25 protein-coding genes are annotated in these 26,250 nt (G+C 65.1%); 5 read left to right on the top strand and 20 right to left on the bottom strand.

Features of this window, described 5'->3' with window-relative positions:
• The first annotated feature begins 10 nt into the window (after positions 1 to 10).
• The 4 genes from soxA to ACT2BZ_RS22455 all read left to right on the top strand — a co-directional run bounded on the left by soxA (position 11) and on the right by ACT2BZ_RS22455 (position 5,143).
• Positions 11 to 865 (top strand): sulfur oxidation c-type cytochrome SoxA, encoded by an 855-nt coding sequence (gene soxA, locus ACT2BZ_RS22470; protein WP_457937899.1) that lies wholly within the window; start codon positions 11 to 13, stop codon positions 863 to 865.
• 100 nt (positions 866 to 965) lie between these two features.
• The gene (soxB, locus tag ACT2BZ_RS22465; RefSeq protein ID WP_457937897.1) at positions 966 to 2,657 is read left to right on the top strand and encodes a thiosulfohydrolase SoxB; all 1,692 of its coding nucleotides are present in this window, start codon (positions 966 to 968) and stop codon (positions 2,655 to 2,657) included.
• A 94-nt stretch (positions 2,658 to 2,751) separates the two neighbouring features.
• The gene (gene soxC / locus ACT2BZ_RS22460; RefSeq protein ID WP_457937896.1) at positions 2,752 to 4,029 is read left to right on the top strand and encodes a sulfite dehydrogenase; all 1,278 of its coding nucleotides are present in this window, start codon (positions 2,752 to 2,754) and stop codon (positions 4,027 to 4,029) included.
• Positions 4,013 to 5,143 (top strand): c-type cytochrome, encoded by a 1,131-nt coding sequence (locus ACT2BZ_RS22455; RefSeq protein ID WP_457937895.1) that lies wholly within the window; start codon positions 4,013 to 4,015, stop codon positions 5,141 to 5,143. The genes soxC and ACT2BZ_RS22455 overlap by 17 nt, the downstream gene beginning before the upstream one ends.
• A 36-nt stretch (positions 5,144 to 5,179) precedes the next feature.
• Here the strand turns inward: ACT2BZ_RS22455 and ACT2BZ_RS22450 are convergent, their stop codons facing one another.
• The 9 genes from ACT2BZ_RS22450 to ACT2BZ_RS22410 all read right to left on the bottom strand — a co-directional run bounded on the left by ACT2BZ_RS22450 (position 5,180) and on the right by ACT2BZ_RS22410 (position 15,275).
• The gene (locus ACT2BZ_RS22450) at positions 5,180 to 6,163 is read right to left on the bottom strand and encodes a 2-dehydropantoate 2-reductase (protein WP_457937893.1); all 984 of its coding nucleotides are present in this window, start codon (positions 6,161 to 6,163) and stop codon (positions 5,180 to 5,182) included.
• Positions 6,163 to 7,653, bottom strand: a complete 1,491-nt coding sequence (locus tag ACT2BZ_RS22445; protein ID WP_457941415.1) for an acyl--CoA ligase — start codon at positions 7,651 to 7,653, stop codon at positions 6,163 to 6,165. The genes ACT2BZ_RS22450 and ACT2BZ_RS22445 overlap by 1 nt, the downstream gene beginning before the upstream one ends.
• Before the next feature lie 75 nt (positions 7,654 to 7,728).
• Entirely contained in the window at positions 7,729 to 8,472 is a 744-nt protein-coding gene (gene pldH, locus ACT2BZ_RS22440; RefSeq protein ID WP_457937891.1) for a pyridoxal 4-dehydrogenase, SDR-type, read from the bottom strand.
• Positions 8,473 to 8,515: 43 nt separating this feature from the next.
• The gene (gene ppaT, locus ACT2BZ_RS22435; protein WP_457937889.1) at positions 8,516 to 9,694 is read right to left on the bottom strand and encodes a pyridoxamine--pyruvate transaminase; all 1,179 of its coding nucleotides are present in this window, start codon (positions 9,692 to 9,694) and stop codon (positions 8,516 to 8,518) included.
• 25 nt (positions 9,695 to 9,719) lie between these two features.
• The gene (gene pldA, locus ACT2BZ_RS22430; protein WP_457937887.1) at positions 9,720 to 10,526 is read right to left on the bottom strand and encodes a 4-pyridoxolactonase; all 807 of its coding nucleotides are present in this window, start codon (positions 10,524 to 10,526) and stop codon (positions 9,720 to 9,722) included.
• A 51-nt stretch (positions 10,527 to 10,577) separates the two neighbouring features.
• On the bottom strand, positions 10,578 to 11,513 hold the full coding sequence (locus ACT2BZ_RS22425) for a putative B6 ABC transporter permease subunit 1 (RefSeq protein ID WP_457937886.1): 936 nt from the start codon (positions 11,511 to 11,513) through the stop codon (positions 10,578 to 10,580).
• Positions 11,514 to 11,516: 3 nt separating this feature from the next.
• Positions 11,517 to 12,611, bottom strand: coding sequence for a putative B6 ABC transporter permease subunit 2 (locus tag ACT2BZ_RS22420; RefSeq protein WP_457937884.1), 1,095 nt, complete (start codon positions 12,609 to 12,611; stop codon positions 11,517 to 11,519).
• Positions 12,608 to 14,179: a putative B6 ABC transporter ATP-binding protein gene (locus ACT2BZ_RS22415; protein ID WP_457937882.1), complete on the bottom strand. Its 1,572-nt coding sequence runs from the start codon at positions 14,177 to 14,179 to the stop codon at positions 12,608 to 12,610. Before ACT2BZ_RS22415 ends, ACT2BZ_RS22420 begins: the two co-directional genes overlap by 4 nt.
• 67 nt (positions 14,180 to 14,246) lie before the next feature.
• A complete protein-coding gene (locus tag ACT2BZ_RS22410) occupies positions 14,247 to 15,275 on the bottom strand; it encodes a putative B6 ABC transporter substrate-binding protein (RefSeq protein WP_457937880.1) in 1,029 nt (342 codons plus the stop codon).
• Between the two features lie 98 nt (positions 15,276 to 15,373).
• Between ACT2BZ_RS22410 and ACT2BZ_RS22405 the strand changes: the two genes are divergently transcribed.
• A complete protein-coding gene (locus ACT2BZ_RS22405; RefSeq protein WP_457937878.1) occupies positions 15,374 to 15,793 on the top strand; it encodes a hypothetical protein in 420 nt (139 codons plus the stop codon).
• Between the two features lie 16 nt (positions 15,794 to 15,809).
• Here ACT2BZ_RS22405 and ACT2BZ_RS22400 read toward each other — a convergent pair whose 3' ends face one another.
• The 11 genes from ACT2BZ_RS22400 to ACT2BZ_RS22350 form a co-directional block, all read right to left on the bottom strand.
• Positions 15,810 to 16,820, bottom strand: a complete 1,011-nt coding sequence (locus tag ACT2BZ_RS22400; RefSeq protein ID WP_457937877.1) for a TRAP transporter substrate-binding protein — start codon at positions 16,818 to 16,820, stop codon at positions 15,810 to 15,812.
• Positions 16,821 to 16,835: 15 nt separating this feature from the next.
• Complete coding sequence (locus ACT2BZ_RS22395) at positions 16,836 to 18,098, bottom strand: TRAP transporter large permease (protein WP_457937875.1); 1,263 nt, start codon at positions 18,096 to 18,098, stop codon at positions 16,836 to 16,838.
• Between the two features lie 5 nt (positions 18,099 to 18,103).
• A complete protein-coding gene (locus ACT2BZ_RS22390) occupies positions 18,104 to 18,649 on the bottom strand; it encodes a TRAP transporter small permease (protein WP_457937873.1) in 546 nt (181 codons plus the stop codon).
• A gap of 3 nt (positions 18,650 to 18,652) precedes the next feature.
• A complete protein-coding gene (fhmpcd1, locus tag ACT2BZ_RS22385) occupies positions 18,653 to 19,582 on the bottom strand; it encodes a 5-formyl-3-hydroxy-2-methylpyridine 4-carboxylate 5-dehydrogenase (protein ID WP_457937871.1) in 930 nt (309 codons plus the stop codon).
• On the bottom strand, positions 19,582 to 20,187 hold the full coding sequence (locus ACT2BZ_RS22380; protein ID WP_457937869.1) for a glutathione S-transferase family protein: 606 nt from the start codon (positions 20,185 to 20,187) through the stop codon (positions 19,582 to 19,584). The genes fhmpcd1 and ACT2BZ_RS22380 overlap by 1 nt, the downstream gene beginning before the upstream one ends.
• 28 nt (positions 20,188 to 20,215) lie before the next feature.
• Positions 20,216 to 20,623, bottom strand: a complete 408-nt coding sequence (locus ACT2BZ_RS22375; protein ID WP_457937868.1) for a RidA family protein — start codon at positions 20,621 to 20,623, stop codon at positions 20,216 to 20,218.
• Entirely contained in the window at positions 20,620 to 22,566 is a 1,947-nt protein-coding gene (locus tag ACT2BZ_RS22370) for a TRAP transporter permease (RefSeq protein ID WP_457937866.1), read from the bottom strand. The genes ACT2BZ_RS22375 and ACT2BZ_RS22370 overlap by 4 nt, the downstream gene beginning before the upstream one ends.
• 30 nt (positions 22,567 to 22,596) lie before the next feature.
• Positions 22,597 to 23,544: a TAXI family TRAP transporter solute-binding subunit gene (locus ACT2BZ_RS22365; protein WP_457937865.1), complete on the bottom strand. Its 948-nt coding sequence runs from the start codon at positions 23,542 to 23,544 to the stop codon at positions 22,597 to 22,599.
• 97 nt (positions 23,545 to 23,641) lie between these two features.
• Positions 23,642 to 23,893, bottom strand: coding sequence for a hypothetical protein (locus ACT2BZ_RS22360; RefSeq protein WP_457937863.1), 252 nt, complete (start codon positions 23,891 to 23,893; stop codon positions 23,642 to 23,644).
• Entirely contained in the window at positions 23,890 to 24,768 is an 879-nt protein-coding gene (locus ACT2BZ_RS22355) for an LVIVD repeat-containing protein (RefSeq protein WP_457937862.1), read from the bottom strand. The genes ACT2BZ_RS22360 and ACT2BZ_RS22355 overlap by 4 nt, the downstream gene beginning before the upstream one ends.
• Before the next feature lie 59 nt (positions 24,769 to 24,827).
• Positions 24,828 to 25,979, bottom strand: coding sequence for a cupin domain-containing protein (locus ACT2BZ_RS22350; RefSeq protein WP_457937861.1), 1,152 nt, complete (start codon positions 25,977 to 25,979; stop codon positions 24,828 to 24,830).
• Positions 25,980 to 26,250 lie beyond the last annotated feature (271 nt).

Raw genomic sequence — 26,250 nt, 5'->3', positions numbered from 1 at the left:
GAACCGAGTCTTGAAGAAAATCTCTTTGGCGATTGCGATTGCCGCGACGGCGGTTTCCGGACTTGCCTTCCACGCATCGGCCGAGCCGGTCGACGAACAGCTGTTCATCGACGGCCAGGAAATGATCAGTCGGGCGCCGGCACCGGAAGGGCACCCGTTCGACGAGGTGCTGTCGGGATGGCTGTTCCGCGAGGCCGAGACCCGCGCTGCGGAAGCCGATTCCTTCGCCAACCCGGGCATGCTCGACGTCGAACGCGGCGAGGAGATCTGGGCCACGGTCGAGGGATCGGCCGGGAAGTCCTGCGCCTCCTGCCACAACGACGCGGCAGAAACCATGAAGGGCGTCGGCGCGCGCTTCCCGAAATGGGATGCCGATGCCAAGCGGCCGATCGACATCGAGCTGCAGATCGACAAGTGCCGCGTCGATAACATGGGAGCGGAAGCCTACAAGTTCGACGCAGACGAACAGAAGGCGCTGACGGCCTATATCAAGCACCAGTCGCTCGGCATGCCGGTCAAGCTCGACCTCAGCGAGGGCGAGATGCAGAGCTGGTGGGACAAGGGCAAGGACGTCTATTACACCCGCACCGGCCAGCTCAACCTGTCCTGCGCATCGTGCCACGAGGCCAGCATGGGCAAGTACATCCGTGCCGACCATCTGAGCCAGGGCCAGGTGAACGGCTTTCCGACCTACCGCTTCAACACCGGCGGCCTGGTATCGATCCAGAACCGGTTCCGCGGCTGCATCCGCGACACGCGGGCCGAGATGCCGAAGGCCTTCTCGGATGAACTTCTGGCGCTCGAGGTCTACGTGACCTGGCGCGGCACGGGCCTGTCGGTGGAAACGCCGGCTGTGCGGCAGTAGCGATTACGGCGGTCCGGCAGGGGCCGCCGCAACCAGACAGGCATAAACGGATCGTCCCGGCCGCACGCCGGGGCGGTTGCGTTGACGCGAGGAGATTCAGATGTTTTCACGGCGCGAGTTCCTCATGGCGACGGCCGCTCTTTCGGCAATCGCCGGACCGGGGCTGGTCGGCCGCTGGTCACAGGCCGCCGCGCAGCAGAGCCTGACGGAAGACGGCCTGCTCGACTTCGACGCCTTCGGCAATGTCACGCTTGTGCACATCACCGACATTCACGCCCAGCTGATGCCGGTCTATTTCCGCGAGCCGTCGGTCAATCTCGGCGTCGGCGAAGTGGCCGGCCTGCCGCCGCACGTGACGGGCGCCGACCTGCTCAAGCTCTACAACATCGAACCCGGCTCGCCGCACGCCTACGCGCTTACGTCGGAGGATTTTTCCGCCCTTGCCAAGACCTACGGCAAGATGGGCGGCATCGACCGCATCGCCACGATCGTCAAGCGCATCCGCGCCGAGCGCGGCGACAACATGCTGCTGCTCGATGGCGGCGACACCTGGCAGGGCAGCTACACCTCGCTGCAGACCAAGGGCCAGGACATGGTCGAGGCGTTCAATGCGCTGGCGCCCGACGCGATGACCGGCCACTGGGAGTTCACCTACGGGGCGGAGCGCGTGCAGGAGATCATCGACGGTCTTCCCTTCGCCTTTCTCGGCGGCAACATCTACGACGCCGAGTGGAACGAGCCGGCCTTCGAAGCCTACAAGATGTTTGACAAGGGCGGCGTCAAGGTGGCGGTGCTCGGCCAGGCGTTTCCCTATACGCCGATCGCCAACCCGCGCTGGATGTTCCCCAACTGGTCGTTCGGCATCCGCGAGGAGGACGTCGTCAAGAATGTCGAGGCGGCGCGCGCCGACGGCGCCGAGCTGATCGTGCTCTTGTCGCATAACGGCTTCGACGTCGACCGGGCGCTGGCGTCGCGGGTGAGCGGCATCGACGTCATCCTGACGGGGCACACCCATGACGCGCTGCCCGAACCGGTGCTGGTCGGCAAGACGCTGCTCATCGCCTCGGGCTCGCACGGCAAGTTCGTGACACGGCTCGACGTCGCCGTGCAGGGCGGCGAGATGAAGGGCTTCAGGCATCGCCTGATCCCGGTCTTTTCCGACGTGATCGCGCCGGACGCGGATATGACGGCGCTGGTGACCGACCTGCGCGCACCCTACGAGGCCGAGCTGAAGCGCGAACTGGCGACGACGGAATCGCTGCTCTACCGGCGCGGCAACTTCAACGGCACTTTCGACGACCTGATCTGCCAGGCGCTGATCGACGTGCGCGAGGCCGACATTGCCCTGTCGCCGGGATTCCGCTGGGGGACGTCCGTCCTGCCCGGGCAGAAGATCACGGTCGAGGACCTCCACAACGCCTGCGCCATGACCTATCCGGCGGCCTACCGCTCGACGATGACCGGCTCGACGCTGAAGGACATTCTGGAAGACGTTGCCGACAATCTGTTCAACAAGGATCCCTATTACCAGCAAGGCGGCGACATGGTCCGCGTCGGCGGCATGGGCTACACGATCGACCCCAATGGCAGCATGGGCGGGCGCATCTCGGGCATGACGCTGCTGAAGAGCGGCGAGGCGATCGAGCCCGCCAAGGAGTATGTCGTCGCCGGCTGGGCCTCGATCAACGAGGCGACCGAGGGCCCGCCGATCTGGGAGGTCGTCGAGGACTATCTCGCGAAGAACCCTGTCGTGACGCTCGAGGAAAACCGCTCGGTCACGGTCGCGGCCTAGTCATCCGGCCGCCATGCCGTTGGACAGGGGCGGTACGGTTTGATACATATGAAAATCAATATGTGTTCACTTCTTGCAGTATCGGGACATGCGCATGACGGATACACCCAGTAAAGGAACGGCGACGCGCCGCGGCTTTCTGAAGGCCGGTCTGACAGGCGGCGTCGCGCTTGCCGGCGCGGCGGCGGCGGGCAGGGCGGTCGCTGCCGGCGACCCGCTGATTACAGAGGTTCAGGACTGGAACCGCTACCCGGGCGATGGCGTCGATGCGCGTCCCTATGGCACGCCGTCGCAGTTCGAGGCCGGCGTGGTGCGCAAGAACGTGGCGTGGCTGACGGCCGACCCGATCTCCTCGGTGAATTTCACGCCCCTGCACGAACTCGATGGCATCATCACGCCGAGCGGGCTCTGCTTCGAGCGCCACCATGCGGGCATTGCCGAGATCGACCCGGCGAGCCACCGCCTGATGATCAACGGCCTGGTCGACAAGCCGCTCGTCTTCACCATGGCCGACCTCAAGCGCTTCCCGCGCCACAACAAGGTCTATTTCCTCGAATGCGCGGCCAACAGCGGCATGGAATGGCGCGGCGCCCAGCTCAACGGCTGCCAGTTCACGCACGGCATGATCCACTGCGTGATGTATACCGGCGTGCTGCTGAAGGACATTCTGGCCGAGGCCGGCGTCACGACAGCGGGCAAGTGGGTGCTGGCCGAAGGCGCGGATGCCTCGGCGATGACGCGCTCGATCCCGCTCGAGAAGGCGCTCGACGACTGCATGGTTGCGTTTGCCATGAACGGCGAGGCGCTGCGTCCCGAGCAGGGCTACCCGCTGCGCCTCGTGGTGCCGGGTTGGGAAGGCAACATGTGGGTCAAGTGGCTGCGCCGCCTCGAGGTGGGCGACCAGCCCTGGCAGCAGCGCGAGGAAACGTCGAAATACACCGACCTGCTCGCCAACGGAAAGGCCAGGCGCTTCACTTGGGCGATGGACGTCAAGTCCGTCATTACCAGCCCGAGCCCGCAGGCGCCGATCACCCATGGCCGCGGCCGGACCGTGCTCAGCGGGCTTGCCTGGTCGGGCAACGGCACCATCAAGCGCGTCGACGTCTCGGTGGACGGCGGCCGCAACTGGCAAACCGCCCGCATCGACGGGCCGAGCCTTTCGCTGGCGCTGCACCGCTTCTATTACGAGTTCGACTGGGACGGCTCCGAGCTGTTCCTGCAGTCGCGCGCCATCGATGAACAGGGTTTCGTGCAGCCGACCAAGAACGCGCTGCGCGCCGCGCGCGGCGAAAATTCCATCTACCACAATAACGGGATTCAAACCTGGCATGTCAGCAAGGACGGAGTGGTCGAGAATGTCGAAATTTCTTGAAATCGGCATCGCCGCCGCGGCGACGCTGCTGATCGCCGTCCAGTCTGCTGGCGCGCAGGACGCGGCCGCCGGCGAAAAGCTGTTTGCGAAGTGCAAGGCATGCCATGCCGTGGGCGAGGGCGCCAAGAACCGAGTCGGGCCGCATCTCAACGAGCTGATGGGCCGTACCGCCGGTACCGTCGAATCCTATCGCTACTCCAAGGCCATGGCGAAGGCCGGCGAGGAAGGGCTGGTGTGGAACGACGAAACGCTCAAGACCTATCTCACAAGCCCCAAGGCGATGGTGAAGGGCACCAAGATGGCCTTTTCCGGCCTGAAGGACGAGGAAGATCTCGCCAACATGATCGCCTACCTGTCGACCTTCTCCACCGCGACGGAGAGTGCCGTCGAGCCCGCCGCGGAAGAAGCCGCGGCGCCTGAAGAGGCTGCTGCGGCCGACGTGCCCGAAGCGCCCGAGGCAGCAGCGGAAGCCGCGGCCGTTGCCGAGCCCGCCGCCGAAGGCGCCGGTGCCCATTTGAAGCTCGGACGCCCCGCCACGGAGGAAGAGATCGCGGCCTGGGACATCGACGTGCGCGCCGACGGACTTGGCCTTCCGGACGGCCACGGCACGGTGGCGGAAGGCGAGGTCCTGTTCGACGAGAACTGCGCCTCCTGCCACGGCGATTTCGGCGAGGCTGTCGGCCGCTGGCCGGTGCTTGCGGGCGGGCAGGGCACGCTGAGCGACGACCGGCCGGTCAAGACGATCGGCTCCTACTGGCCCTATTTGTCGACCGTGTTCGACTACACGCGGCGCGCGATGCCTTTCGGCAACGCCCGCTCGCTGTCGGACGACGACGTCTATGCGCTGACCGCCTACCTGCTCTATCTGAACGACATCGTCACCGACGAGGAGTTCGAGCTGTCGAAGTCGAATTTCGAAAGCGTCAGGTTGCCCAACGAGGCCAACTTCGTCGACGACGACCGCAAGGCGGAACCGCAATACGCCGACAAGACGGAGCCCTGCATGAAGGACTGCGCCGAGGGCGCGGCAAAGATCATCATGCACGCGGCCGTGCTGGACGTGACCCCGGAAGCCGCAGACGGCGACGAGGCGCCGGCAGCCGGCATCGAATAGGGGTCTGCGACCGACAATCGACGGTACGCCGGCCGGTCAGGCCTGGTAGCAGCCGCGCTCGATGGCCAGCCGGCGCACGAGGGCGAGTACGGCGTCTATGGTGGGCGTCGGTCGGTCTGTCAGGCGGCCAAGTTCCTGCACGACGGTGACCAGCGCGTCGATTTCCATCGGCCGGCCGCGTTCGAGGTCCTGCAGCATCGAGGTCTTGTGCGCGCCGACGGCGCCGGCACCCTTGATGCGGCGGTCGACGTCGATGGTGAAGCGGACGCCGAGCGCCTCGCCGATGGCCTGCGCCTCCAGCATCATCGCCCTGGCGAGCGCGCGCGTGCCGTCGTCGGCGACGATTGCCTCGAGCGTGCTGCCGGTCAGCGCGGAGATCGGGTTGAAGCAGAGGTTGCCCCACAGCTTGACCCAGATCTCGCTGCGGATGTCGTCGCGCACCGGCGCCTGCAGGCCGGCCGCGATCATTTCGTCGGCAAGCCGGGTGACGCGTTCGCTCTTTGCGCCGGACGGTTCGCCGAGCGAGAAGCGCCGTCCCTCGACATGGCGGATCAGGCCGGGTGCGTCGACCTCGACGGCGGGGTAGACGACCGAGCCGATGACGCGTTCAGGCCCGAGCCCGCTCCAGATCAAGCCGCCCGGATCGACGGCTTCGAGGCGCGTGCCGTCGAGTTCTCCGCCGAGCTTGTAGAAATACCACCAGGGCACGCCGTTCTGCATGGTCACCACGGCGGTGTCGGGGCCGACGAGCGGTGCGATCTGGGCGAGCGCCGGACCGACCGAGTGGGCCTTGAGCGCCAGCACGACGTAGTCCTGTACGCCGAGGTCGGCTGCCCGCTCGGCTGCGCGCACGGGGACCGCCGTCTCCTTGCCGTCCTCGACGAGGCGCAGGCCGTCCTTCTCGATTGCCTGGAGATGCGCGCCGCGTGCCACGACCGACAGGTCGACGCGGCCCGTGGCCGCCATCTTGGCCGCGAGATAACCGCCGATGGCGCCGGCGCCGAAGACCGTGACCCGCATCAGGCGAGACCGAGCTTGGCTGCCAAGCCAATGCGCTGCAGCTTGCCAGTGGCGCCCTTGGGAATTTCCTCGAGGATGAGGACGCGGCGCGGCACCTTGAAGTCGGCGAGCCGCTCCGAGCAGAAGTCGCGGATCTCGATCTCGGTGACTACAAGCCCTTCGCGCAGCACGACGGCCGCGGCGACATCCTCGCCGAGCTTCGGATGCGGCATGGCGAAGGTGACGACCTGGGCGACGGCCGGATGGTCCATCAGCACGTCGTCCACCTCGAGCGGCGAGATCTTTTCGCCGCCGCGGTTGATGATTTCCTTCAGCCGGCCTGTCACGCGCAAATAGCCGTCCTCGTCGAGCACGCCCTGGTCGCCGGTGTGGAACCAGCCATGCGCGAAAGCGCTGGCGTTGGCCTCGGGGTTCTTTTCATAGCCGGCCGTCACGTTGGGGCCGCGGATGACGATCTCGCCGCCATGGCCGGTCTGCATCAGCAGACCGTCGGGCGACATGATGGCCACCTCGGGGCCGGCTGCGGCGCCGACGCTGCCCGGCTTGCGCTGGCCGGGCGGCAGCTGGTTCGAGGTCATCTGGTGGGCGGCTTCCGTCATGCCGTAGGATTCGATTACCGGGCAGCCGAAGGTCGATTCAAGCTCGGCCATGACCTGCGCCGGCAGCGAGGCGGAGGAGGAGCGGATGAAGCGGAGTTTTGCGGCAGCGACGATCTCGGGATTGCGCGCGGCGCGCGACAGGATCGCCTGGTGCATGGTCGGCACCGCCGTGTACCAGCTCGGCCTGGCATCGCCGAGCCACTGGAAGAAGCGGAGCGCGTTGAAGCCCGGCGTGCAGACGACGCTGCCGCCGGCGGCGAGCGAGGAAAGCACGGCGGCAATCAGCCCGTGTATGTGGAACAGCGGCATGATGTTGAGGCAGACGTCGTTGGGCCCGAGGCCGAGCGTCGCGCCGATATGACGGGCCGAGGCCGCCAGGTTGGCCTGGCTGAGCGGCACCAGCTTCGGACGCGAGGTGGTGCCCGAGGTGTGCAGCAGGAGGGCAATGTCTTCCGCCCCGGCATGGCCGGGAGCGGTAGGCGTGCCGACCGCATCGCCCTTGATGCTGAAGCTGCCGGCGGGCTGGTCCGGAGCAAAATGCAGGCGCAACACGCCGATGCCAAGCCGCTTCGCAACGTCAACTGCCGGTCCGTCATCGTCCTCGCCGACCAGAATCGCCTTGGGGTCGATGTCGCTCAGGTAGAAGTCCAGCTCGTCGGCCCGGTAGGCGGGGTTGAGCGGCGCCGTCGCAACGGTGGCGGCCAGCGCGATGAAAGACGCCGCCATTTCCGGGCCGTTCGGCAGCACGATGGCGACGCGGTCGCCGCGGCCGATGCCGAGCGCGTTGAGTTCGCTGGCGGTGCGGGCGATCTGCTCACGCAGGCCGCCATGGCTGAGGGGCGCCCTGTCGGGCGCCGCGATGGCCGGTGCATCCGCGCGCCCGGCCGCCATGATTTCGATGATCGACGCCGCGCGCGCCTTGTCGGTGCTGCTCACATATTCCTCCCGGTGGTTGCGGCTGCCAGCCTAATGGCGGACCATGCCGGCGTCGACATTCAATGTCTGGCCGGTGATCCAGCGCGCATCCTCGGAGGCAAGGAAGCTGACGACGTCGGCGATGTGCTCGGGCTGGCCCTTGCCCTTGACCGCCTGCAGCATCTCGACGAACTCGAAGGCGCCGTTGTGCGGGCTGGCCTTGACGCCATCGCTCTCGATCAGGCCCGGCGTCACCGCGTTGGCGGTGATGTTGTACTGGCCGAGCTCGGTGGCGAGCGCCCGGGTGAAGCCGATGACACCACCCTTGGCGGCGACATAGGCGGCCATGTTGGGCGTGCCGGCAAAGAAGGTGTTGGACGAAATGTTGATGACGCGGCCGGGCTTGGCGGCGGCGCGCATCTGGTCGGTCGCGGCGCGGGTGACGATGAAGGTGCCGGTCAGGTTGACGTCGATGATCTTGCGCCAATGGTCGAGGTTTACGTCGTCCCAGGCGACGAAAGGCACGATCGAGGCATTGTTGACCAGGATGTCGATGCCGCCGACCTTCTTGATCTCGTCGAACATGGCGGTGACGGATTTCGGATCGGATATGTCGACGGTGACGGCCTTGGCCTTGCCGCCGATGGCTGCCGCAGCCGCCTTGGCGCCTTCGCCGTTAATGTCGGCGACGTAGACTGTCGCGCCGTCGGCGGCGAGCCGCGCCGCGATGGCCTTGCCGATGCCCTGTGCCGCGCCCGTAACGAGGGCGGTCTTTCCTGCCAGCCGGTCAGTCATGAAATGCTCCTGTGTCCCCTGAGTGTTCTGTTGGATGTGCCGGTCAGGCATCGGCGTCGATGACGGCGAGCGCCGCCTCGATGCCCTTGCCGACCTGATAGTTGCCGCCGCCGGCATTGAGCGCGCCGCCAAGTGCGGTGAGCGCGGCGATGGCGTAGATCGGCTGCGCCGTCGGTCCCATGTGGCCGATGCGCGTCAGCTTGCCCATCGTCTCGCCGCGGCCAGACGACAGCACGACGCCGTAGCGCTCGCGCGCCGACTGGCGGAGCTTCTTCTCGTCGACCCCGTCGGGCGTGCGCACCGAAGTCGTCGTCGGCGAAGCGATGGCGTCCGTGGCGGCCCAAACCGACAGCCCCATCGCCTCGACGCCGGCGCGCATTGCCTTTGCGGTCAGCGCGTGGCGGGCCCAGACGGCCTCCGGACCCTCGTCGAGATAGAGGTCAAGCGCGGCGTCGAGCCCGTTCACCTCGGCGACCGACGGCGTGAACGGAAAGGGCTGGTCCTTCGACCAGGCGTTCTCCCAGTCGACGATCGACAGCATGGAGGCGCGCGGTGCGAGCGGGTTGGCCTTCATCTTTGCCCAGGCGCGGTCGCTGACGCCCATGACGGTAAGGGCAGGTGGCGCGCCGAGGCATTTTCCCGGGCCGGTGACGTAGATGTCTGCCTTGCAGTCGTCGGGGTGGGTGTCCATGCCGGCAAAGGACGAGACCGCGTCGACGATCAGATAGCCGCCATGCGCCGAGACCAGCGCGCCGATCTCGTTGATCGGGTTGATGGTGCCCGACGGCGTGTCGTGATGACAGACCGAGACGACGGTGATCTCGGGATGCGCCTCGAGCATGTCGGCGACCGACTGCGGATCGATCGCCTCGTTATAGGGCACCTCGATCTCGAGCAGGTTCGGCGAATAGCGCTTGGCCCAGTAGCCGAAACCCTTGCCGTAGACGCCTGAGGCAAGATTGAGCACGACGTCGTCGGGCGTGATGAGAGACGCCGCCGCGGCCTCCAGCCCGAGCACTGGCTCGCCATGCAGGATCAGCGGCATGTTGGACAGCCTGAGCGCCTTTTTCGCCTTCAGCACGACGTTCTCGTAAAACAGCTGGAAGGCCGGGTCGTAGTCGTAAAGCACTGTGCGGCCGAGCGCCGAGAGCACTTCTGGGTAGGCGTTCACCGGCCCGGCGGTCAGCGTGATCACCGGCTTTGCGTGGTCGGAATAGCGCATGGGTCTGTTCTCCGCGTTTGCCCGCTCAGCTGTAGAAGCGCGTGCCGGTCTGATAGGTCTCGAAGCTTTCCATGTCGTGCGAGAAGAACAGCTCCGCGTCGTTGTCCTCGGCATATTTCCGGATCTTGTGCATCGATTCGATGCCCTTGACCGGGTCGATGTGGAAGGAGGCCTGGCAGAGCGTCTCCAGGCTCTTGCGCGTATAGGCGGCATCGAGCACCAGCATCATCGGCCGCCGGTTGGCGAGCTCGATCATCACCGCGTAGTTGCCGACGGCGTGGCCGGGCGCGTAGATCATGTGCACGCCCTTGGCGAGCTCGAAGTCGCCCTCGACGCCTTCGAAGGTGGTGTTGGCGCGCGTTGCGTTCGGCAGCAGCTGGTCGGTCACGCCGCGGGCTTCGGCCGCCTCGACCGAGAAGCTCAGATCGGAATAGCCGAGATGCTCGAAGGGGGCCGGGTTGCAGGCCTGCGGCACTTCCAGCTTGTGGCAGATCTTGCGCGCATCCGGAAAATACTTGTTGCCGCCGCAATGGTCGAAATGGAAGTGCGAGTTGAAGACGACATCGACGTCCTTGGGTTCCAGCCCGATCAGCTTGAGGGCGCCGGGCATGGTCTGATCCTTGCTCTGGATCGGCTTTTCGAAGGGCAGCACCTTCATGACGTGGTCGTAGTCGTAGCCGGTGTCGATCATGAACCGGCCCTCGGGGTGGTCGATCAGGACGGAATAGCTCGGGAAGCGCACTTCGCCGCCGGGGCCGCGGTTCCAGAAGATGTGATAGCCGTCGAGAACGAGCGAGCCGCCGTCGAGAAAATAGACCTTGGTATCCGTCATTTGTTCACCCTCCTTCTGTGCGCGGATGTCCGCCGCGTCCGTTGGTTGTCGTCAGCGCGCCCCGCGCTCGTAGGGAATGCCGAGTGCCGCCGGCAGGCTGGCGCGCCTGCCGAACAACACCAGCATGATCATCACCGCCAGGAAAGGCAGCATCTGGATGACGTCGGTCGGAATGTTGATGCCGGCGACCTGCATGGCGGTGGTCAGCGACAGGCAGATGCCGAACAGCAGCGCGCCAAACAGCACCCAGATCGGCCGTCCGCGCGCCAGCATGGCGAGCACGATGCCGAGGAAGCCGGCGCCGTTGGTGATGAAGGGAATGAACAGGCCGGCGCCGACATTGGCGAGATAGGCGCCGCCGAGGCCGGCCATGCCGCCGGTGGTCAGCACCGCGATGGTGCGCGTACGCATGACATCGACGCCGGCAACGTCGAGCGCCGCCGGCTTGTCGCCTGCCGCCTGCAGGTTCAGCCCGAGCTGGGTGCGCCGGTAGATGATGCTCATCACGACGACCAGCGCGACGGCGAGGTAGACCAGAAGATGGTGCTTGAACAGCGCCGGGCCGAGCACCGGGATGTCGGACAGCACGGGAATGACGGTCGCGTCGGCGGCGGGCAGGCGCGGATAGCTGCGCGAGAACTGGAAGTGATGCAGCAGCGCCGTCAGCCCTTCGAGGCCGAGCGTCAGAGCGATGCCGATGACGATCTGGTTGAGGCCGAGCCGTACGCAGAGCAGCGCCATGACGAGCGCCACGGCCATGCCGCCGAGCGCGCCGGTCAGGAAGCCGAGCCACAGCGAGCTGGAGTAGAAGGCGCCGACGAAGCCGCAATAGGCGCCGCAGATCATCATGCCCTCGATGCCGATGTTGAGGACGCCGGCCTTCTCCGACATCTGCTCGCCGAGGCCGGCAAGCAGCAGCGGGATCGCGGCCGTGACAGCACCGAAGAGAAGCGCGCCGAGGAAGACTTCGCTGAACAGGCTGGCCATCGCTCAGGCCTTTCGCGACTGGTTGTGGCGGTGGTCGAAATATTCGGCCAGCGCCAGCATGACGAGGACGATGGCGACCAATACCAGCGTGAAGGTGTTGGGCACGCCGACGCGGCGCGCGGCGCTCTCGCCGCCGATGGACAGCACCGACAGCAGGAAGACGAAGCCGATCGCGGCAAAGCCGTTCATGCGTGCCAGGAAGACGGCCGGAATGACCGCCATGCCGTAAGCAGGGTTCCAGTCGGCGCGCACATTTCCCTGAACGCCGACAATGTCGACGGCGCCGCCGAGGCCGACGAGGCCGGCCGAGAGCGCGAAGACCGCGACGGTCAGCTTCGGCACGCCGAGGCCGGCATGGATGGCGGCGCGCGGATTGGCGCCGACGATGCGCAGCTTCAGGCCAAAGGCGGTGCGGGTCATCATCAGGTGGACGGCGATGATGGCGACGAGACCGAAGATAAGCCCGCTGGTGATGGTGGTATCGAAGAGCCGCGGCAGCCGGTCCTCGACGGGCAGCGTGCGGGTCTGCGGCACGGTCGTCGCCGGGTCGAGGAAGACGAGCTTGACCAGCACATTGGCAAGCGAGGTGCCGAGAAAGGTCATCATCAGCGTGGTGATGATCTCGTTGACGCCCTGGTAGGCGCGCAGCAGTGCCGGCACGAGGGACCAGATCATGGCGACCGCCGTAGCCAGGACGAAGGCTATGGGGAGCGCCATCCAGCCCGGCAACACCTCTACCAGCAGGGGAGCGCTGGCCGCTGCGGTGACCGCGCCGAGCAGGAACTGGCCGTCGCCGCCGAGATTCCACATGCCGGCGCGAAAGGCGACGATCAGCCCGGCCGCGACGAAGAGCAGCGGCGCCATGCGCGTCAGCGTCTGCTGAATCCCGAGCGGCGACAGCAGGCCGCGCTGCAGCACGGTGCCGTAATAGGTGAGGGGATCGACGCCGACGGCAAGCAGGATGGCGCCAGCTAGCACGAGGGCGGCGAGGATCGGACCGATCGCCATCATCAGGCGATGCACGAAGCCGCCGCCGGCGGGTGCAGGGGTGGAATCGACGGCCGTCGCCTCGGCGGGTCCGGTGGCTTCGACGCTCATGCCGCCACCCCGACCATCATGCGGCCGACCGTGGTGCGGACATCGTCTTCGTTCTGCACATCGCCGACCAGACGGCCATTGGCAATCACCGCAATGCGGTCGCACATGCTCAAGAGTTCCTCGAGGTCGGTCGAGATCAGCAGGATCGCCAGGCCGCGCGCCGCGGTGTCGCGGATGCGCTGGCGCGAGGCCAGCGTGTTGGCCAGGTCGAGGCCGTAGGTCGGCTTGTTGAAGATCACCACCCTTGCGCCGTCGGCCAGTTCGCGCGCCAGCAGCACCTTCTGGATGTTGCCACCCGACAGGCGGCCGACCGGCGTCTTCAGGCTGGGCGTGCGCACGTCGTATTCGCGCACCAGCTCGCCGGCACGGCTGTCAATCTCGCCGCGCTGTTCGAAGCCGCGGCGCCAGAACGGTTCCTCGCCGACCTGCTTGAGGAAGAAGTTGATCGAGACGGGGAAGGTGCCGACGGTGCCTTCGCCCAGCCGGTCATCGGTCAGGTAGCGCAGTCCCGCCGCGCGGCGCTGGCCGACATCCATGGCATCCATGGAGCGCCCGTCGAGTTCGACCGAGCCGCCCGTGGTTGCAAGCTGCCCAGACAGCGCCTCGGCCAGCTGCTTCTGGCCGTTGCCGTCGATGCCGGCGATGCCGAGGATTTCGCCCGGCCGGATGTCGAAGGAAACCGAGGACAGGCCGGGCGAGTCCGCCATGGGCGCAACCGAGAGGTCGCGTACCTGGAGCAGCGGCGCGGCGTCCAGCTTTGCAAAGGAGCCGGCATGGCGTTCGGCTTCCGGGTCGTCGGTCTGCTTGCCGAACATCATCTCGACGATCTCTGTGATGGCGGCCTTCTCGCCGAGGAATTTCAGCCGCGGCGGGGTGATCTCGCCGACCTTGCGGCCGAGCTTCAGCACCGAGATGCGGTCGCCGAAGGCGGCTGCCTCCTTGAGCTTGTGGGTAATGAAGACGATGGCCAGCCCCTGCTCGACGAGGCGGCGCATCAGTGCGCCGAGTTCCTCGATGCCCTGCGGGGTCAGCATGGAGGTGGATTCGTCGAGGATAAGCAGGCGGCTGTTGCGCACCATGGCGCGCAGGATCTCGACCTGCTGCTGCTCGCCGAGCGACAGCTCGGAAACCTTGGCATGCAGGCGGACCGTGATGTTGAGCGATTTGGTGATCTCGGCGACGCGCGCCTCGAGCTGGCCGATGCGGGGGCGCTGCCACCACGGACCGCCAAGCAGCAGGTTTTCCGCGACCGTCAGGGTCGGCACCAGCATCATGTGCTGGAACACCGTGCCGATGCCGAGCGACAGGGCGTGGCGCGGCGAGGTGATGGGGGTGGGCTTGCCGTCGACCAGGATGCGGCCCTCGTCGGGCTGCTGCAGCCCCGACAGCATGCCGATCAGCGTCGATTTTCCGGCGCCGTTCTCGCCGAGCAGGACATGGACCTCGCCGGAGCGGATTCTCAGGTCGACGCTGTCATTGGCGACGACGCCGGGAAAGCGTTTGGTCACGCCTTCGAGCACCACGATGTCGTGTGGCTCGGTCGTCGACGATTGAGAAGGTCTGGTCATGCAATATCCGGGTAAGCGCAATCGTTCGGACCGGCGCGGGCAAGCCGCGCCGGTCCGTCTTGATGGACTATTCGCTGACGCTGGTCATCAGCGCGCGCACAGCGGCGGCATCATAGATCGGCTCGACCTTGATCTTGCCGGAGATGACGTCGTCGCGCAGGGCCATGATCTCGGTCCAGGTCTCGGCCGGGATGGCGTCGGTCTTCAAGAGCTTGACGGAATCGTCCTTGAGGCCGATCGAATAGCCGTGCGAGCCGAAGGTGTCGGCCTTCAGGTCGGCGATCATCGCCGAGTAGACGGGGGTGATGTTCCACACCACCGATGAGAGCAGGAAGCCCTTGTCGATCGGCGTCTTGTCGCCGATCACGTCGATGAAATAGACCTTGCCGCCGTCGCCGGCCTTGGTCGTCTCGACCGCCTGCAGCATGCCGAAGCTCGAACCGTTGCCCTGGCCGAAGATGATGTCGGCGCCGGAAGCGATCAGGCTTTCGGTGACGCGCTTGCCGCCGGCCGCGTCGCTGTAGGCTGCGGGTCCGATCACGGCGTAGGTGACCTTCACCTCCGGGTTTTCGGCCTTGACGCCTTCGGCGAAGGCAGCCGACTGCGAGTTCCACGAGGGCGGCTCACCCGAGACGACGATGCCGACCTGCCCGGAACGCGACATCTTGGCAGCTAGACGGCCGGCAAGATAGGCGCCCTCATGGCCGCTCAGCGTGTAGTCGGCAACGAGACCCTTCTCGAGACCGGCAGGGGTATCGACGATGGCGACCGGGACCTTCATTTCCTTGGCGATTTCCGGCGCCGCGGTGTTGTAGCCGGAAGCGTGGGCGATCATCAGGCTGGCGCCGTCGCCGGCCAGTTCGCGCAGCGTCGGGCGAACGTCGCCGTAGCCGAGGCCCTGGGCGATGATGACCTCGACGCCGGCTGCCTCTGCAGCAGCCTTGGCGGCATCGACGCCCTGCTGGTTCCAGCCGTAGTCGGTGCCTTCTTCGGGCGTCAGGATGGCGATGGACTTCACCTCGGCGGCATAGGCGCTGCCCAGGACGAAGGTGCCGAGCAGCACGGCGCTGACACTGCTTTTAAGATGTTTCAACATAGAAGCCTCTCCATTGTTTTGAATTGATTTATTCTTCTTTTTATTATTGCGCATTACGCGAGGTATATTGTAAGCCATAAGAAAAGAGGCTTACACAAATGCTCCGATATCTGGTTTCTGCTCTGGTTCTCTCCGCGTCGACGGTGCATGCGGTCGAGTTGCACCATGTCGAGGTGCGCACCGGAACCGACGGCCTTTCGCCGGTGTCGCTGGCGCTGAACAATGCCGCCGGCGAGGCGATTGCCTGCAGCGCCGACATTGCCCACTGGTACTCCGTCGAACTGGCAACGGCAGCACCCGGGGCCGACATCCGCATCGAGCTCTGGTTCGACCCGGAGACAGGGACGTACTCCGTGCTCAACGACAAGCGCGAGAACCTGCCGGTCGAGCGGCTGTGGTGCGGCTTCGAAGGCCGCGCATACGCCACCCGCGCGCAGATCGTGCTCGAGCGCGCGGCGCTGCCGGCCGAACGGCCGGTCAGCTGTGCCGGCACGGCCGATCGCCTGAACTGCGGATAGGCGGCGCGCGCTTCCATTACTTTGCCTTGGCAGCCACGAGCGCCTTCATGCGCTCATACTCTTCCTTGACGGCCGGATCGGCGTCGACCAGCTCGGCGGCAAGCGCCTGGAACTCGCTGTCCATCTTCTGCTGGTCGGCATCCGACAGCGTGTTGATGACGCCGCCATTGTCGGTCCAGATCTTGTAAGTCCTGGCGACGTTCTCGACGCCCCAGGGGAACACCGACTGTTCGGCGGCGCGGCCGGCCTCGATGATCGCCTTCCTGACCTCGTCGGTCTGCGACTGGAACCACATCTCGTTGACCACGGTGACCGAGACGATCTCGGCGAAGCGCAGATCGGTGATGTTCTTGCCGACGTCATAGTACTTGAACGCGGTGAGGATGGGCATGCCGACCAGCATGCCGTCGAGGCCGCCCGATTCCAACGCCGGCACGACCTCGGAGAGAGCGAGCGGCAGCGGCGAGGCGCCGACGAGTTCCATCGGCTTGACCTGCATCGGCGAGGCGAAGGTGCGGATCTTCATGCCCTTCAGTTCGTCCAAAGTGGTCACCGGCTTCATGGTGAAGACGACGGTCGGGCTGTTGTAGATGGCGCCGATGATGCGCAGGCCCTTGTCGAGGAACATCTCCTCCATGTGGTCGCGGTATTCGGGGTCGTGGATGACGTTGTCGACATCCTGCGGCGACTTGAAGAGGCCCGGTACGTCAAAGGCCTGGAAGCGCGGATCGACATTGGTCATGAAGGAGGTCGGCGTGGTGAAGGCCTCGATGGTGCCGAGCAGCACGCCCTCCGCCATGCGCGGAATGGCACCGAGCTGGCTTGCCGGGTAGATTTCGGTGGTCACGGCATCGCCGACGCGGTTCTTCAGCTCCTCGGCAAACACTTTCTGCCATTCGTGCTGCACGTCGTTGATGGTCGCCGTAGCGAGCTTCATGGTCGACTGGGCGGCAGCGGGAAGGACCGACATCGGCAGCATTGCCAGAGCGGTCGAGAGTGCGGCGGCCTTGAGGATCTTTGAAATCATCGTGTTCCCTTTTCCTTAGAGCGATTGCCCGAGCGCCAGCGACAGCGCCGGCACGTAGGTGATGATCAGCAGGGCCGCGATCTGCACGCCGACGAAAGGCAGCACGCCCTTGTAGATGGTGTGCGCGGGCAGTCCGGTCGCCGACTGGACGACGAAGAGGTTGAGCCCGAAGGGCGGCGTAAACATGCCGATGGCCAGGTTGACGGTCATGACGATGCCGAAGTGGATCGGGTCGACGCCGACCGAGACGGCGATCGGCACCAGCAGCGGCGCAAGCACCAGGATCGCCGATGTGGGATCGAGGAAGCAGCCGACGACGAGCAGCAGCAGGTTGACCGAGAGCAGGAAGGCGAAGGCGTCGAGCTGCATCGACTGGATCCAGCCGACCGCCGCCTGCGGCACGCCCTGCGTGGTCAACAGCCAGGTGACGACGCCGGCAACGGCGACGATGATCAGTATGCGGGCCGACAGCATGGCGGCATTGCCGGCGGCGCGGATAATGTCGGCCCAGCCCATGGTGCGGTAGACGAAGCGGGCGACGATGATGGCGTAGAGGCAGGCAAAGCCGCCCGCCTCGGTGGGAGAGAACCAGCCATTGTAGATGCCGCCGAGAACGAAGACGGGCATGAACAGTGCCGCGGCCGCATGGCGCGTGGCGCGCAGCGCCACGGCAGCGTCGAAATGGCCGACGACCGGGATGCGCAGGACGATCGCGACGGCGACGACGAAGGCGCACATCATGAGGGCGATCAGCAGGCCGGGCAGGACGCCCGCCATGAAAAGGCGGGGGATCGATTGCTCGGCGGCCAGCCCGTAGAGGATCATGGCGATGCTGGGCGGCACGACGATATCGATGGCGCCGCTCGAGGCCAGCAGCCCTGCCGAGCGCTCCCTGCCGTAACCCGATCGCTCGAGGTCGGGGTAGAGCGTCTTGCTGAGGGCTGCGACGGCGGCAACGCTGGAGCCCGAGATGGCGCCCATGACGGTCGAGGCGCCGACGGTGGCGACGCCGAGGCTGCCCGGCACCCGTCCGACCAACGCCAGCACCCAGGCGATCAGGCGCGCGGCGATGCCGCTCGTACCCATCAGTTCGCCGGCGAAGATGAAGAAGGGAATGGCGAGCAGCGCATAGTTGTCGAGGCCGCCGAACAGCACCTGGTGTAGCGCGATCGGCGGCGTCGGCAGCACGAAGAAGACCGCGAAGGCGACCGCGGCCAGGAAGACGACGAAGATCGGCGTGCCGAGCACGAGCAGGCCGACGGGGAGGGCGGTCAGCACGGCGCTCACCGGTCCGCCCCCGCGTTGCGCGACCAGGCATCGGCATCGCGCAGAAGCAGGGCCAGCGCGGTCAGCGTCAGGGCGGCGAAGCCGACGAGGAGGGCGGCGTGCGGAATGACCATCGGCAGGCCGAGGCCCATGCTGCGCGGGCCGATGGCGGCGATGCGGGTGACGAAGCCCCAGGAGGCATAGGTGGCCAGCGCGCAGGAGAATAAAGCCGCGAGGTCGTGGATGCCGTTGAGCAGATGACGGGTGCGGCCCGTCGCGTAGGAGGGAACGAGATTGATGCTGATATGGTCGCGCGAGGCGAGCGACAGGACGGCGCCGGCCATCACCATCCAGACCATGGTGTAGACCATGACCTCGTCGGCGCCGGTCATCGAGACGCCGAGCAAATAGCGCCCGGTGGCATTGGCGACATTGATCGCGACGATGGTCAGCATGGCGAGGCCGAGCACCCAGTGGACGGCACCGGCGACGGCGTTCGCGGCGGCGAGCAGGCCTTGCATCAGATTGCCCCGGTCCCGAACCTGCTCAGCCGAACCGTGCATCGCTCACTCCCGGTCTTCGAGAATGCGGCGGATGGCAACGAGCTTGCGGGCGCGCTCGGCCTGCAGGGCTCCGGCCTCTTCGGGCGTGTAGGAATAGATGCCGCCGCCCGACTTGATGCCGAGGCGCGAGGCAGCCGTCATCTCTTCCACCATCGGCGCGACGTCCGAGCGGTTGGCGAGGTCGGCGTTGAGGAAGGAGGAGACGGACTTGTAGATGTCGAGACCGGCCATATCGAGCAGCGCCATCGGTCCGATGACGGCAATCTTGTAGCCGATGCCCCAGGAAACGCAGGTGTCGAGGTCCTCGGGTTCGATGACGCCGCGCTCGACGAGGTCGACCGCCTCGCGCAGCAGGGCGTAGAGGACGCGGTTCTCGACGAAGCCCGGCACGTCCTTCTTGACGACGACGGGCAGCAGGCCGATCGAGCGGATCAGGTCGCGAATGGTCGCCACCGTCTCGGGTGCGGTCTTTTCGCCCGCGATCACCTCGATCATCGGCACGATGTGCGGCGGGTTCGACCAGTGCATGCCGACCATGCGTTCGGGATGCGAGATATGCGCCTGCAACTTGGTGATCGGAATGCCCGAGGTGTCCGAGGCCACGATCACGGATGCGCCGACCAGTCTGTCGATGGCGCGGTAGGTCTCGGCCTTGATGTCGATGTTTTCGGGCACATTCTCGATGACGAGGTCGGCGCCCTCGACCGCCTCGGCGAGCGATTCCGCGAAGCGTACGCTGCCGGCGCCGTCCGAAGGCGCTTCGATGCCCAGCCGGTCGAGCACGCCGCCGGCGATGCCGAGCATGGCCTTGGCCTTCTCGACCGCGGCGGGCGCAACATCATGGGCCGCAACGTCCAGCCCGCCGCGCGCCAGGCGCGCTGCGATGCCGGGACCCATCGTCCCAAGTCCGATGAGGGCGACCCGCTTGATCATCAGGCGGCTTTCGTGGCTGCCTGAAAGGCCGGACGTGCAGCCATCGCGGCAACCCAGCGCTCGAGGTTGGGCATGGCCGGACGGCCGATCTTGAAGTCGACGCAGCGCTTGAGGATCGGTGCGCAGGCAATGTCGGCGATGGTGAGCTTGCCGAGCGCCAGGTAGTCCTTGCCGGCGAGATGGATATCGATGATCTGCAGCTGCGCGGCGAGATCCTTGACGCCATCCTTGTACTCGGGCGTCTGCTCCTCAGGCGTCAGCTTGGCGCCTTTGAAGGCGGTCATGTAGCCGGGATTGACGGCTGCGAGCAGGAAGTCCATCCAGCGCTCGATCTCGGTCTTCTCGGCTGGCGTCGAGCCGTTCAGCGCGTTGCCGTTGGAGGCCGAGAGATAGCGCAGGATGGTGTTGGATTCCCAGATGACGGTATCGCCATCGATCAGCGTCGGCACTTTCGAGGTCGGGTTCATCGCCTTGTATTCCGCCGTCTGCGTGTTCTCGAACAGGCGGCCGTAGTCCTCGCGCTCATACTTGGCGCCGATCTCTTCCAGCATGAAGAGAACCTTCTGGACGTTGCCCGATGTCTGGCGTCCCAACAGTCTGTACATTTCTAAATCCTCATCTCGATTGCGCCGGCTATTTCACAGCCGGCAGCGGTTTGTAGACGATGGCGTCCATCTCGATCTTGGTGTTGATGACGGCCTTGGCCTCCACGGTCGTGCGCGCCAGGACGGCGTCGCCGATGCCTTCGAGGAAGGCCCGGTTGTAGCGGCCGAAGTCGCGCGTGTCCTCCAGGTAGGTGGTGATGCGTACCACGTCCGACAGTGTCGCGCCCTCGTGCGCGATGACGCGCTCGATGGTCTTCAGCGTGGCCAGCGTCTCTTCCTCGATGGTGCCGCTGATCATGTTGTTGTTCTCGTCCTTGGGCACTTGGCCGGAGACGAAGATGAAGTCACCGGCCCGGACCGCCGGATGAAAGGGCAGGTTGGGGTTCTTGTTGCCGATGGCATAGTGGGTGGCTGATTTTCGCGTGCTGTCGCTCAATTTTTGCTCCGAGGGGAAAGAGGGTTCAGGAGTCCGCTATCGGCGCGATCCGCCTGGGGCCGCACAAACAGGCCGAGAAAGACAATCGCGCCTGCAGCATTGGCAATCATGCTCGATAAGCCAAGTGTTGGCGGAAACAGCAATGCCAGTCCGACGACCACATAGACGAGTCGCCTGGTTTCAGAGAGCGGGCCGCGGGCAAAGCCCGCTGCCGCGAAGGAGATCGCGGCAATGCCAAGAAATGCGGTAACGGTGGCCAGAACGGCTCCGAACGGCGTGCCTCCCAGCAGCAACTCCGGCGAGAATACGAACAGGAACGGGATAATATATGCTACCCAAGCTAGTTTCACGGCTGCGAAACTTGTCCGCCACATGTCCGCGTTACCTATCTTGGCAGCCGCGATCGAGGCCAGTGCGACCGGCGGTGTCAGCATCGACATCATCCCGAAATAGAGGATGAACAGGTGCGCCTGCATACGTCCTAGTCCGACATCTGTCAGTGCCGGAGCAAGTACTGTTGCCAGCACCACGTAGACGGCGACGGTGGGCATGCCCATGCCAAAAACAATGGCGATCACTGCGACCAATACCAGAAGAAGAACGGCATTCCCGCCGCTGAGGGCGACGACGTCTGACGCGATCGAGAACCCCAATCCAGTTAAGCTGATCAGCCCGACGATGGCGCCGGCTGCCGCTGTCACCAGGATGAGTGGCGCAACTGTCAGACCGGCGTTGATGACGGCTCGACCAATTCGCGACGGTGTCAGCCTGTTGCCTTCGAAGGGCCGCAGCAGCGAAACAACGATCAGGCTTCCTGCGGCTGACAGCGCAGCCAGGCCCGGCCGCGTCTGGTCCATGAAAAGCACGTAGAACAAGACAAAAAACGGAATCAGGAGATGGGCGCCCGACAGGAACGTCCCGCGGAAGCTGATGCGTTCCTGTTCCGCCATGCCCTTGAGGCCCTTGCGCGCAGCAGCGCGATCAATCTGGAGGAAGATTGCGGTGAAATAGAGCGCTGCTGGCAACGCTGCGGCAATGGCGACATCCGTATATGGCACCTGCAGATAGTCCGCCATGACGAAGGCGGCTGCGCCCATCACTGGCGGCAACAACTGGCCCCCGGTGGACGCTGCGGCCTCGACAGCTGCCGCCTCCTCGCTCGTCAGGCCGGTCCTCTTCATCAAAGGGATCGTGACGATGCCTGTGCCGACGACATTCGAGACTGCGTTGCCCGAGATCGAACCAAATGCCGCCGACGCCGCACAGGCAGCCTTGGCACTTCCGCCGCGGTAGCGGCCAAAGGCTGCAAGCGACAGACGGGTGAGATATTCGCTTCCGCCTGACTGTCGCAGCAACTCGCCGAAGAGCACGAACGGGATCACGATATCGACTGCAACGCGAAGCGGCAGGCCCAATACACTGTTCGGGTCAACAAGCAGATAGATCGCCAGACGGTCCGGTCCGGTTTCGGGCATATGAAAAACTGATCCGAACACGGCCGTGGCCATCAGAGCAACAACAATCAGCGCGATTGGCAAGCCCGTGGTGCGCCAGACCAGCAAGAGGAGACCGCCTATCACAACGACACTTGTTGCGATCAGCCAGGCCGGGCGCATCATTGCCGTTACGACCAGGTTGGGATAGCGCCACGCGATCATCACAAGCAGCGCGAGAAGGACACATGCGGCAGCAACACCGACATACCTCCCAAAACGGCCAGCATGCCCGGTGAGCACGATTGCCGTCAAAGCAAGCGCCAGCCCCAATGCAAGCGCCAACGGCTGCTCGTCGAACAGCGCCACGCCCGCATATCCCGCCAGATCGAGGATCCAGCCTATGGAAACACCCACCAGCAACACGGCTAGAGTCGTGCTCAGAAAATCCTGGCTGGAAGCGTCCGGCTTTGCCGAGCCGGCGCTGTTCAGGGCGGGAGAAGCGCTCATCGTTGCTCTTTGGTTACGTCCTTGCCGCGCTCAATTCTGTCCTAGGGCGTTCGCCGCCGCAGGATGATACGGAATTCCCGAATAGGTGCGCTTGATCGCTTCATCCGAGAGCGCCCCAAGGATCGAGTTCGAAGCCGCGACATCGGCGTGCTTGTCGATCAGCAATTTGGCGACGGCAGCCACAGTTTCGGGATTGAAGCCCTCTCGCGTCACCAATGCGTAATCATAGGCCATGGTCTCAAGAGGCTCCGTCACACCGGTAACGCCCGCATCGGCCGCGATATTCAGAACATAAGCTTCGGGGGCGACAGCCTGCATGCGGGCGACGGCCTCCGAACTGCTGTCAAAGGGGAGCCATTTGATGCCGCCGACTGCCGCATCAGCTTCCACCACCTTGCCGCCTCGAAGCGCGAACAAGGCAGCATCGACGTTGCCACTGATCAAGGCCGCGACTCCGTTTGCAACGCTTGCCACTGGCACCGGCGTGATGTCGGCGGCAGAAAGTCCGCCATTGGCGAGCGCGCCCTCAACATAGGGCTGGAGACTAGCCTGGGCAGGCATACCCCAGGCAATTCGCTTGCCCTTGAGGTCGGCAATGGTGTTGATCCCGGCATCGGCGCGCACCATCAGACCGACAGGACTTGGCATCAGCGCCACTACAAGACGCAACGACTTGAGCGGCATGTCCTTGAATGGGCCGGCCCCGCGCACGGCATCGCCAAGATCGGGCATCACCACAGCCGCCATATCTAGCTCGCCGTTATCCAAGAGCGGCAGATAAGCGGTCGGTCCACCGTAAGACTGGACAGACACTTCGGCGTCCGTCGATGAGCCTATCGCCTGTGCCAGGGCAGCATTGACGCCATAATTCTGTGAGCCTTGCTGTCCTGCGCCGAAGCGGATTGTATCGGCATGAGCCGAAAACGTCAGTGCCATTAGTCCGATCGCAAGACCGACCGTCACCGTGTGAATACGCATGTTCCGCTCCATTATCATGTCCCGACTTTTTGGTGCCGGGTGAGGAATTGTTGCTATTGGTCGATCTTGCCCCGATCTTCGCCGGGCTGCGGGCCTCCTAGAGAACCGATGTTTCGATGATGTCGACGCCGCGCACGCGGTCGATCAGGTAGACGATGCCGCGATCGTCGATGGTGACGTCGTTGGACGAAGACCGCTCGGCGCCGGCCGGGGCATCGGGCACGTAATGCCCGACTTCCTTGGGCGCGAAGGGGTCGGCGATGTCGACGAGACGCAGGCCCTGCGCGAACCAGGCGAAGGGGATGATCGAGCCCTTGAACCGCTCGGACGGCTGGTGGCAGCCGGTCATGGGCGGCTGCGGCGCGCCGTCGAGGTCGATGCCGGGAACCTGGAAGGTCGAGATTGGCAGCGGGTTGGTCTCGTCGGTAATGTCGTAGATCCAGGCGAAAGCGGGGGGGAGGGGTGCAGTTTCGCGACGTCCTCGTCGGCAACCACCATGATGCGGCGGCCCTTGAGGTCCTGCGGGATCGGCAGGCAGGTATGCGTCGGGTGCGGGAAGCTCGGGCTCGAATTCATATGCGCGATGGCGCGCGGCCTGGTTATGTCGGAGATGTCGAGAATGAAAAGGCCGTGGTGCCAGTAGCTGACATAGAGGCGGTCGCCCATGCGCAGCGGGTGGTGACAGCGCGGCGTGACATAGTCGTGCCACGGATATTCCTCGCCGCCGCCGGTGTGCTGGCCAGGAATCCACCAGCGCCCGACCTCGACCGGGTTGGCTGGGTCGATCAGGTCGAGGATCATGACGATGTTGCCGACATAGCCGTCGGCGGTCGGCGAGATGTAGGCGTAGCGGCCGTCATAGTCGTAGCGGTGAACGCCCTTGCCGCCGGTCATCCACTTGGAGATCAGCTTCGGCTCGGCCGGTCGCGTGGTGTCGTAGATCGCCAGCCCGCCGCCGAAATCGGCAGGCCCTTCGCTGCCGAAACGCTCATGGTTGATGATCATCAGCCCGTCCTGGGCGCGCACCTTGTGAGAGTGCCAGCCGGGCGGAACGTCGATGGTGGCGATCTTCTTAGGATTGCGGGGGTCGGAAATGTCGACCAGCGTGGTGCCGCTCGGCGGACGCATGTGGCCGATGTAGAGGATGTTGCCGTCGACCCAGACCTGGCCGCCGCCGGGGCAGTCGACGTGGCCGATCTGCTTGGTGTTGAACGCTGAAACCAAAACTGACGCCCCCTACACGTACGGTCGCGGCGCCACCTGGCGGGCGCAGCGTTGAATGATCAGACGATGCGAAGCAGGTCGCCCGCCTGGTTGCGGCCCCAGCGCTTGTAAAGAAGCAGCGCCTTCTGGGTCGGTGCGTCGGTGGCGCCGAAGAAGATCACCGGCTCGGTCGACGAGCCGTTGACATGCTCGACCCAGGAGCCGCCCGGAATGGCGATCGTGTCGAACTGGTTCCAGTCGTAGCGCTTGCCGTCGATGATCGAATGGCCGCTGCCGCGGAAGGGCGCGAGCAGCAGGCTTGCGGTCTCGCGCTGCGGCAGGGTCTTTTCGCCCGGGCGCAGCATCTGGACATAGAAGTTGATGGTGTGGAACACCGGGCCGCCGGTCGTGGGGTCGACATAGTCGATGACGATGCCCTCATGCGGGTCTCCGTCCCAGTCCTTGTGGGCGTCGAGCAGCGCTTCCATCTTTTCCCAGCGGTAGACATACATGGGGGAGGACAGGCCGCCGCCGCGCTTGTGGTCGACGAAGCGGGGCATCATGCCGCCTTCGCCATAGATGCGCTGCGAGTAGTCGCTCGGGAAGCGTGCGGTCTGAACCTTCTTCTCGACTTCCTTGCCGTCGACCATCTCGGTGTACTTGTGGTCGAAATGGACGGCGTGGAGAGTCTCGACCAGCGGCAGGTCGAGGACCGAAAGGTTGACCGCCTGCTCGCCGCCGACCGTGCCGTGGTTGTGCCAGGCATCATTCGGGGTAAGCACCATGTCGCCGGGACCGAAGACGACATCCTCGCCCTCGACGCCGGTGAAGTTGCCTTCGCCCGTCAGGCCGAAGCGGATCGCGCTCGGCGAATGCTTGTGCGGCGGCATGATCTCGTCGGGATCGTTCAGCCGGTATGCGGTGTACATGGTGCTGACCGAAGCGCGCTTGGGCGCCAGGCCCGGGTTGACGAGGATCAGCGAGCGTCGCTCGCTGTCGTCCATCGTCACCAGCTGGGCGGCGCGCTGCAGCAGCGGCTCGATGTCGGAATAGGACCAGACGAAGGGGACCGCCTTGTTGGTCGCCATGAGCTGCTTGATCTCGTCATGGTCGACGCCTTCGGACGTCGCCCAGAAGGGGAACATGTTTTTCCCGTAGAGATCGTCATAGAGCCCCTTGAGGGCCGCCTTCTTGTTGCTGATGACGTCGTTTGCTGCTTGCGACGCGGACATGGGGGCCACCTTTCAGGTTCAAAGGCAAATGCGTTTAACCAACTCAACCGTATCCGCATTGGTTATGACCGACAATGGCAAAATTGGCGAATTCGAAAAGTTTTTGACCGGGCATTCATAATGGGCGGACAGCGCGCTTTCTTCGATACTATCCTAATGAAATCATTCGCTAAAAGCGGCCACAAGCGGCCGGAAGGCGAACCCGTAGCGATGCTGACGCATGCAAATGAGAACTCAACCAACCAAAAAATGGTTGAAGCTGCCGCCGCTG

The organism is Mesorhizobium sp. 10J20-29 (genome assembly GCF_054130485.1).
The sequence above is the reverse complement of the archived record's forward strand: the minus strand, read 5'-3'. Positions and strand labels throughout refer to the sequence as shown.

Excerpts from the sequence above, each read along its gene's own strand:
- ACT2BZ_RS22445 (WP_457941415.1), bottom strand. The coding sequence starts at position 7,653 with ATGGCGGCCGGGCGCGCGGATGCACCGGCCATCGCGGCGCCCGACAGG.
- ACT2BZ_RS22390 (WP_457937873.1), bottom strand. The coding sequence starts at position 18,649 with ATGCACGGTTCGGCTGAGCAGGTTCGGGACCGGGGCAATCTGATGCAA.
- ACT2BZ_RS22380 (WP_457937869.1), bottom strand. The coding sequence starts at position 20,187 with ATGTACAGACTGTTGGGACGCCAGACATCGGGCAACGTCCAGAAGGTT.
- ACT2BZ_RS22350 (WP_457937861.1), bottom strand. The coding sequence starts at position 25,979 with ATGTCCGCGTCGCAAGCAGCAAACGACGTCATCAGCAACAAGAAGGCG.
- soxC (WP_457937896.1), top strand. The coding sequence starts at position 2,752 with ATGACGGATACACCCAGTAAAGGAACGGCGACGCGCCGCGGCTTTCTG.
- ACT2BZ_RS22450 (WP_457937893.1), bottom strand. The coding sequence starts at position 6,163 with ATGCGGGTCACGGTCTTCGGCGCCGGCGCCATCGGCGGTTATCTCGCG.
- soxB (WP_457937897.1), top strand. The coding sequence starts at position 966 with ATGTTTTCACGGCGCGAGTTCCTCATGGCGACGGCCGCTCTTTCGGCA.
- ACT2BZ_RS22455 (WP_457937895.1), top strand. The coding sequence starts at position 4,013 with ATGTCGAAATTTCTTGAAATCGGCATCGCCGCCGCGGCGACGCTGCTG.
- ppaT (WP_457937889.1), bottom strand. The coding sequence starts at position 9,694 with ATGCGCTATTCCGACCACGCAAAGCCGGTGATCACGCTGACCGCCGGG.
- ACT2BZ_RS22420 (WP_457937884.1), bottom strand. The coding sequence starts at position 12,611 with ATGAGCGTCGAAGCCACCGGACCCGCCGAGGCGACGGCCGTCGATTCC.
- ACT2BZ_RS22410 (WP_457937880.1), bottom strand. The coding sequence starts at position 15,275 with ATGTTGAAACATCTTAAAAGCAGTGTCAGCGCCGTGCTGCTCGGCACC.
- ACT2BZ_RS22425 (WP_457937886.1), bottom strand. The coding sequence starts at position 11,513 with ATGGCCAGCCTGTTCAGCGAAGTCTTCCTCGGCGCGCTTCTCTTCGGT.
- ACT2BZ_RS22370 (WP_457937866.1), bottom strand. The coding sequence starts at position 22,566 with ATGAGCGCTTCTCCCGCCCTGAACAGCGCCGGCTCGGCAAAGCCGGAC.
- fhmpcd1 (WP_457937871.1), bottom strand. The coding sequence starts at position 19,582 with ATGATCAAGCGGGTCGCCCTCATCGGACTTGGGACGATGGGTCCCGGC.
- pldH (WP_457937891.1), bottom strand. The coding sequence starts at position 8,472 with ATGACTGACCGGCTGGCAGGAAAGACCGCCCTCGTTACGGGCGCGGCA.
- ACT2BZ_RS22405 (WP_457937878.1), top strand. The coding sequence starts at position 15,374 with ATGCTCCGATATCTGGTTTCTGCTCTGGTTCTCTCCGCGTCGACGGTG.
- ACT2BZ_RS22360 (WP_457937863.1), bottom strand. The coding sequence starts at position 23,893 with ATGACCGGCTGCCACCAGCCGTCCGAGCGGTTCAAGGGCTCGATCATC.
- pldA (WP_457937887.1), bottom strand. The coding sequence starts at position 10,526 with ATGACGGATACCAAGGTCTATTTTCTCGACGGCGGCTCGCTCGTTCTC.
- ACT2BZ_RS22415 (WP_457937882.1), bottom strand. The coding sequence starts at position 14,179 with ATGACCAGACCTTCTCAATCGTCGACGACCGAGCCACACGACATCGTG.
- ACT2BZ_RS22400 (WP_457937877.1), bottom strand. The coding sequence starts at position 16,820 with ATGATTTCAAAGATCCTCAAGGCCGCCGCACTCTCGACCGCTCTGGCA.
- ACT2BZ_RS22365 (WP_457937865.1), bottom strand. The coding sequence starts at position 23,544 with ATGCGTATTCACACGGTGACGGTCGGTCTTGCGATCGGACTAATGGCA.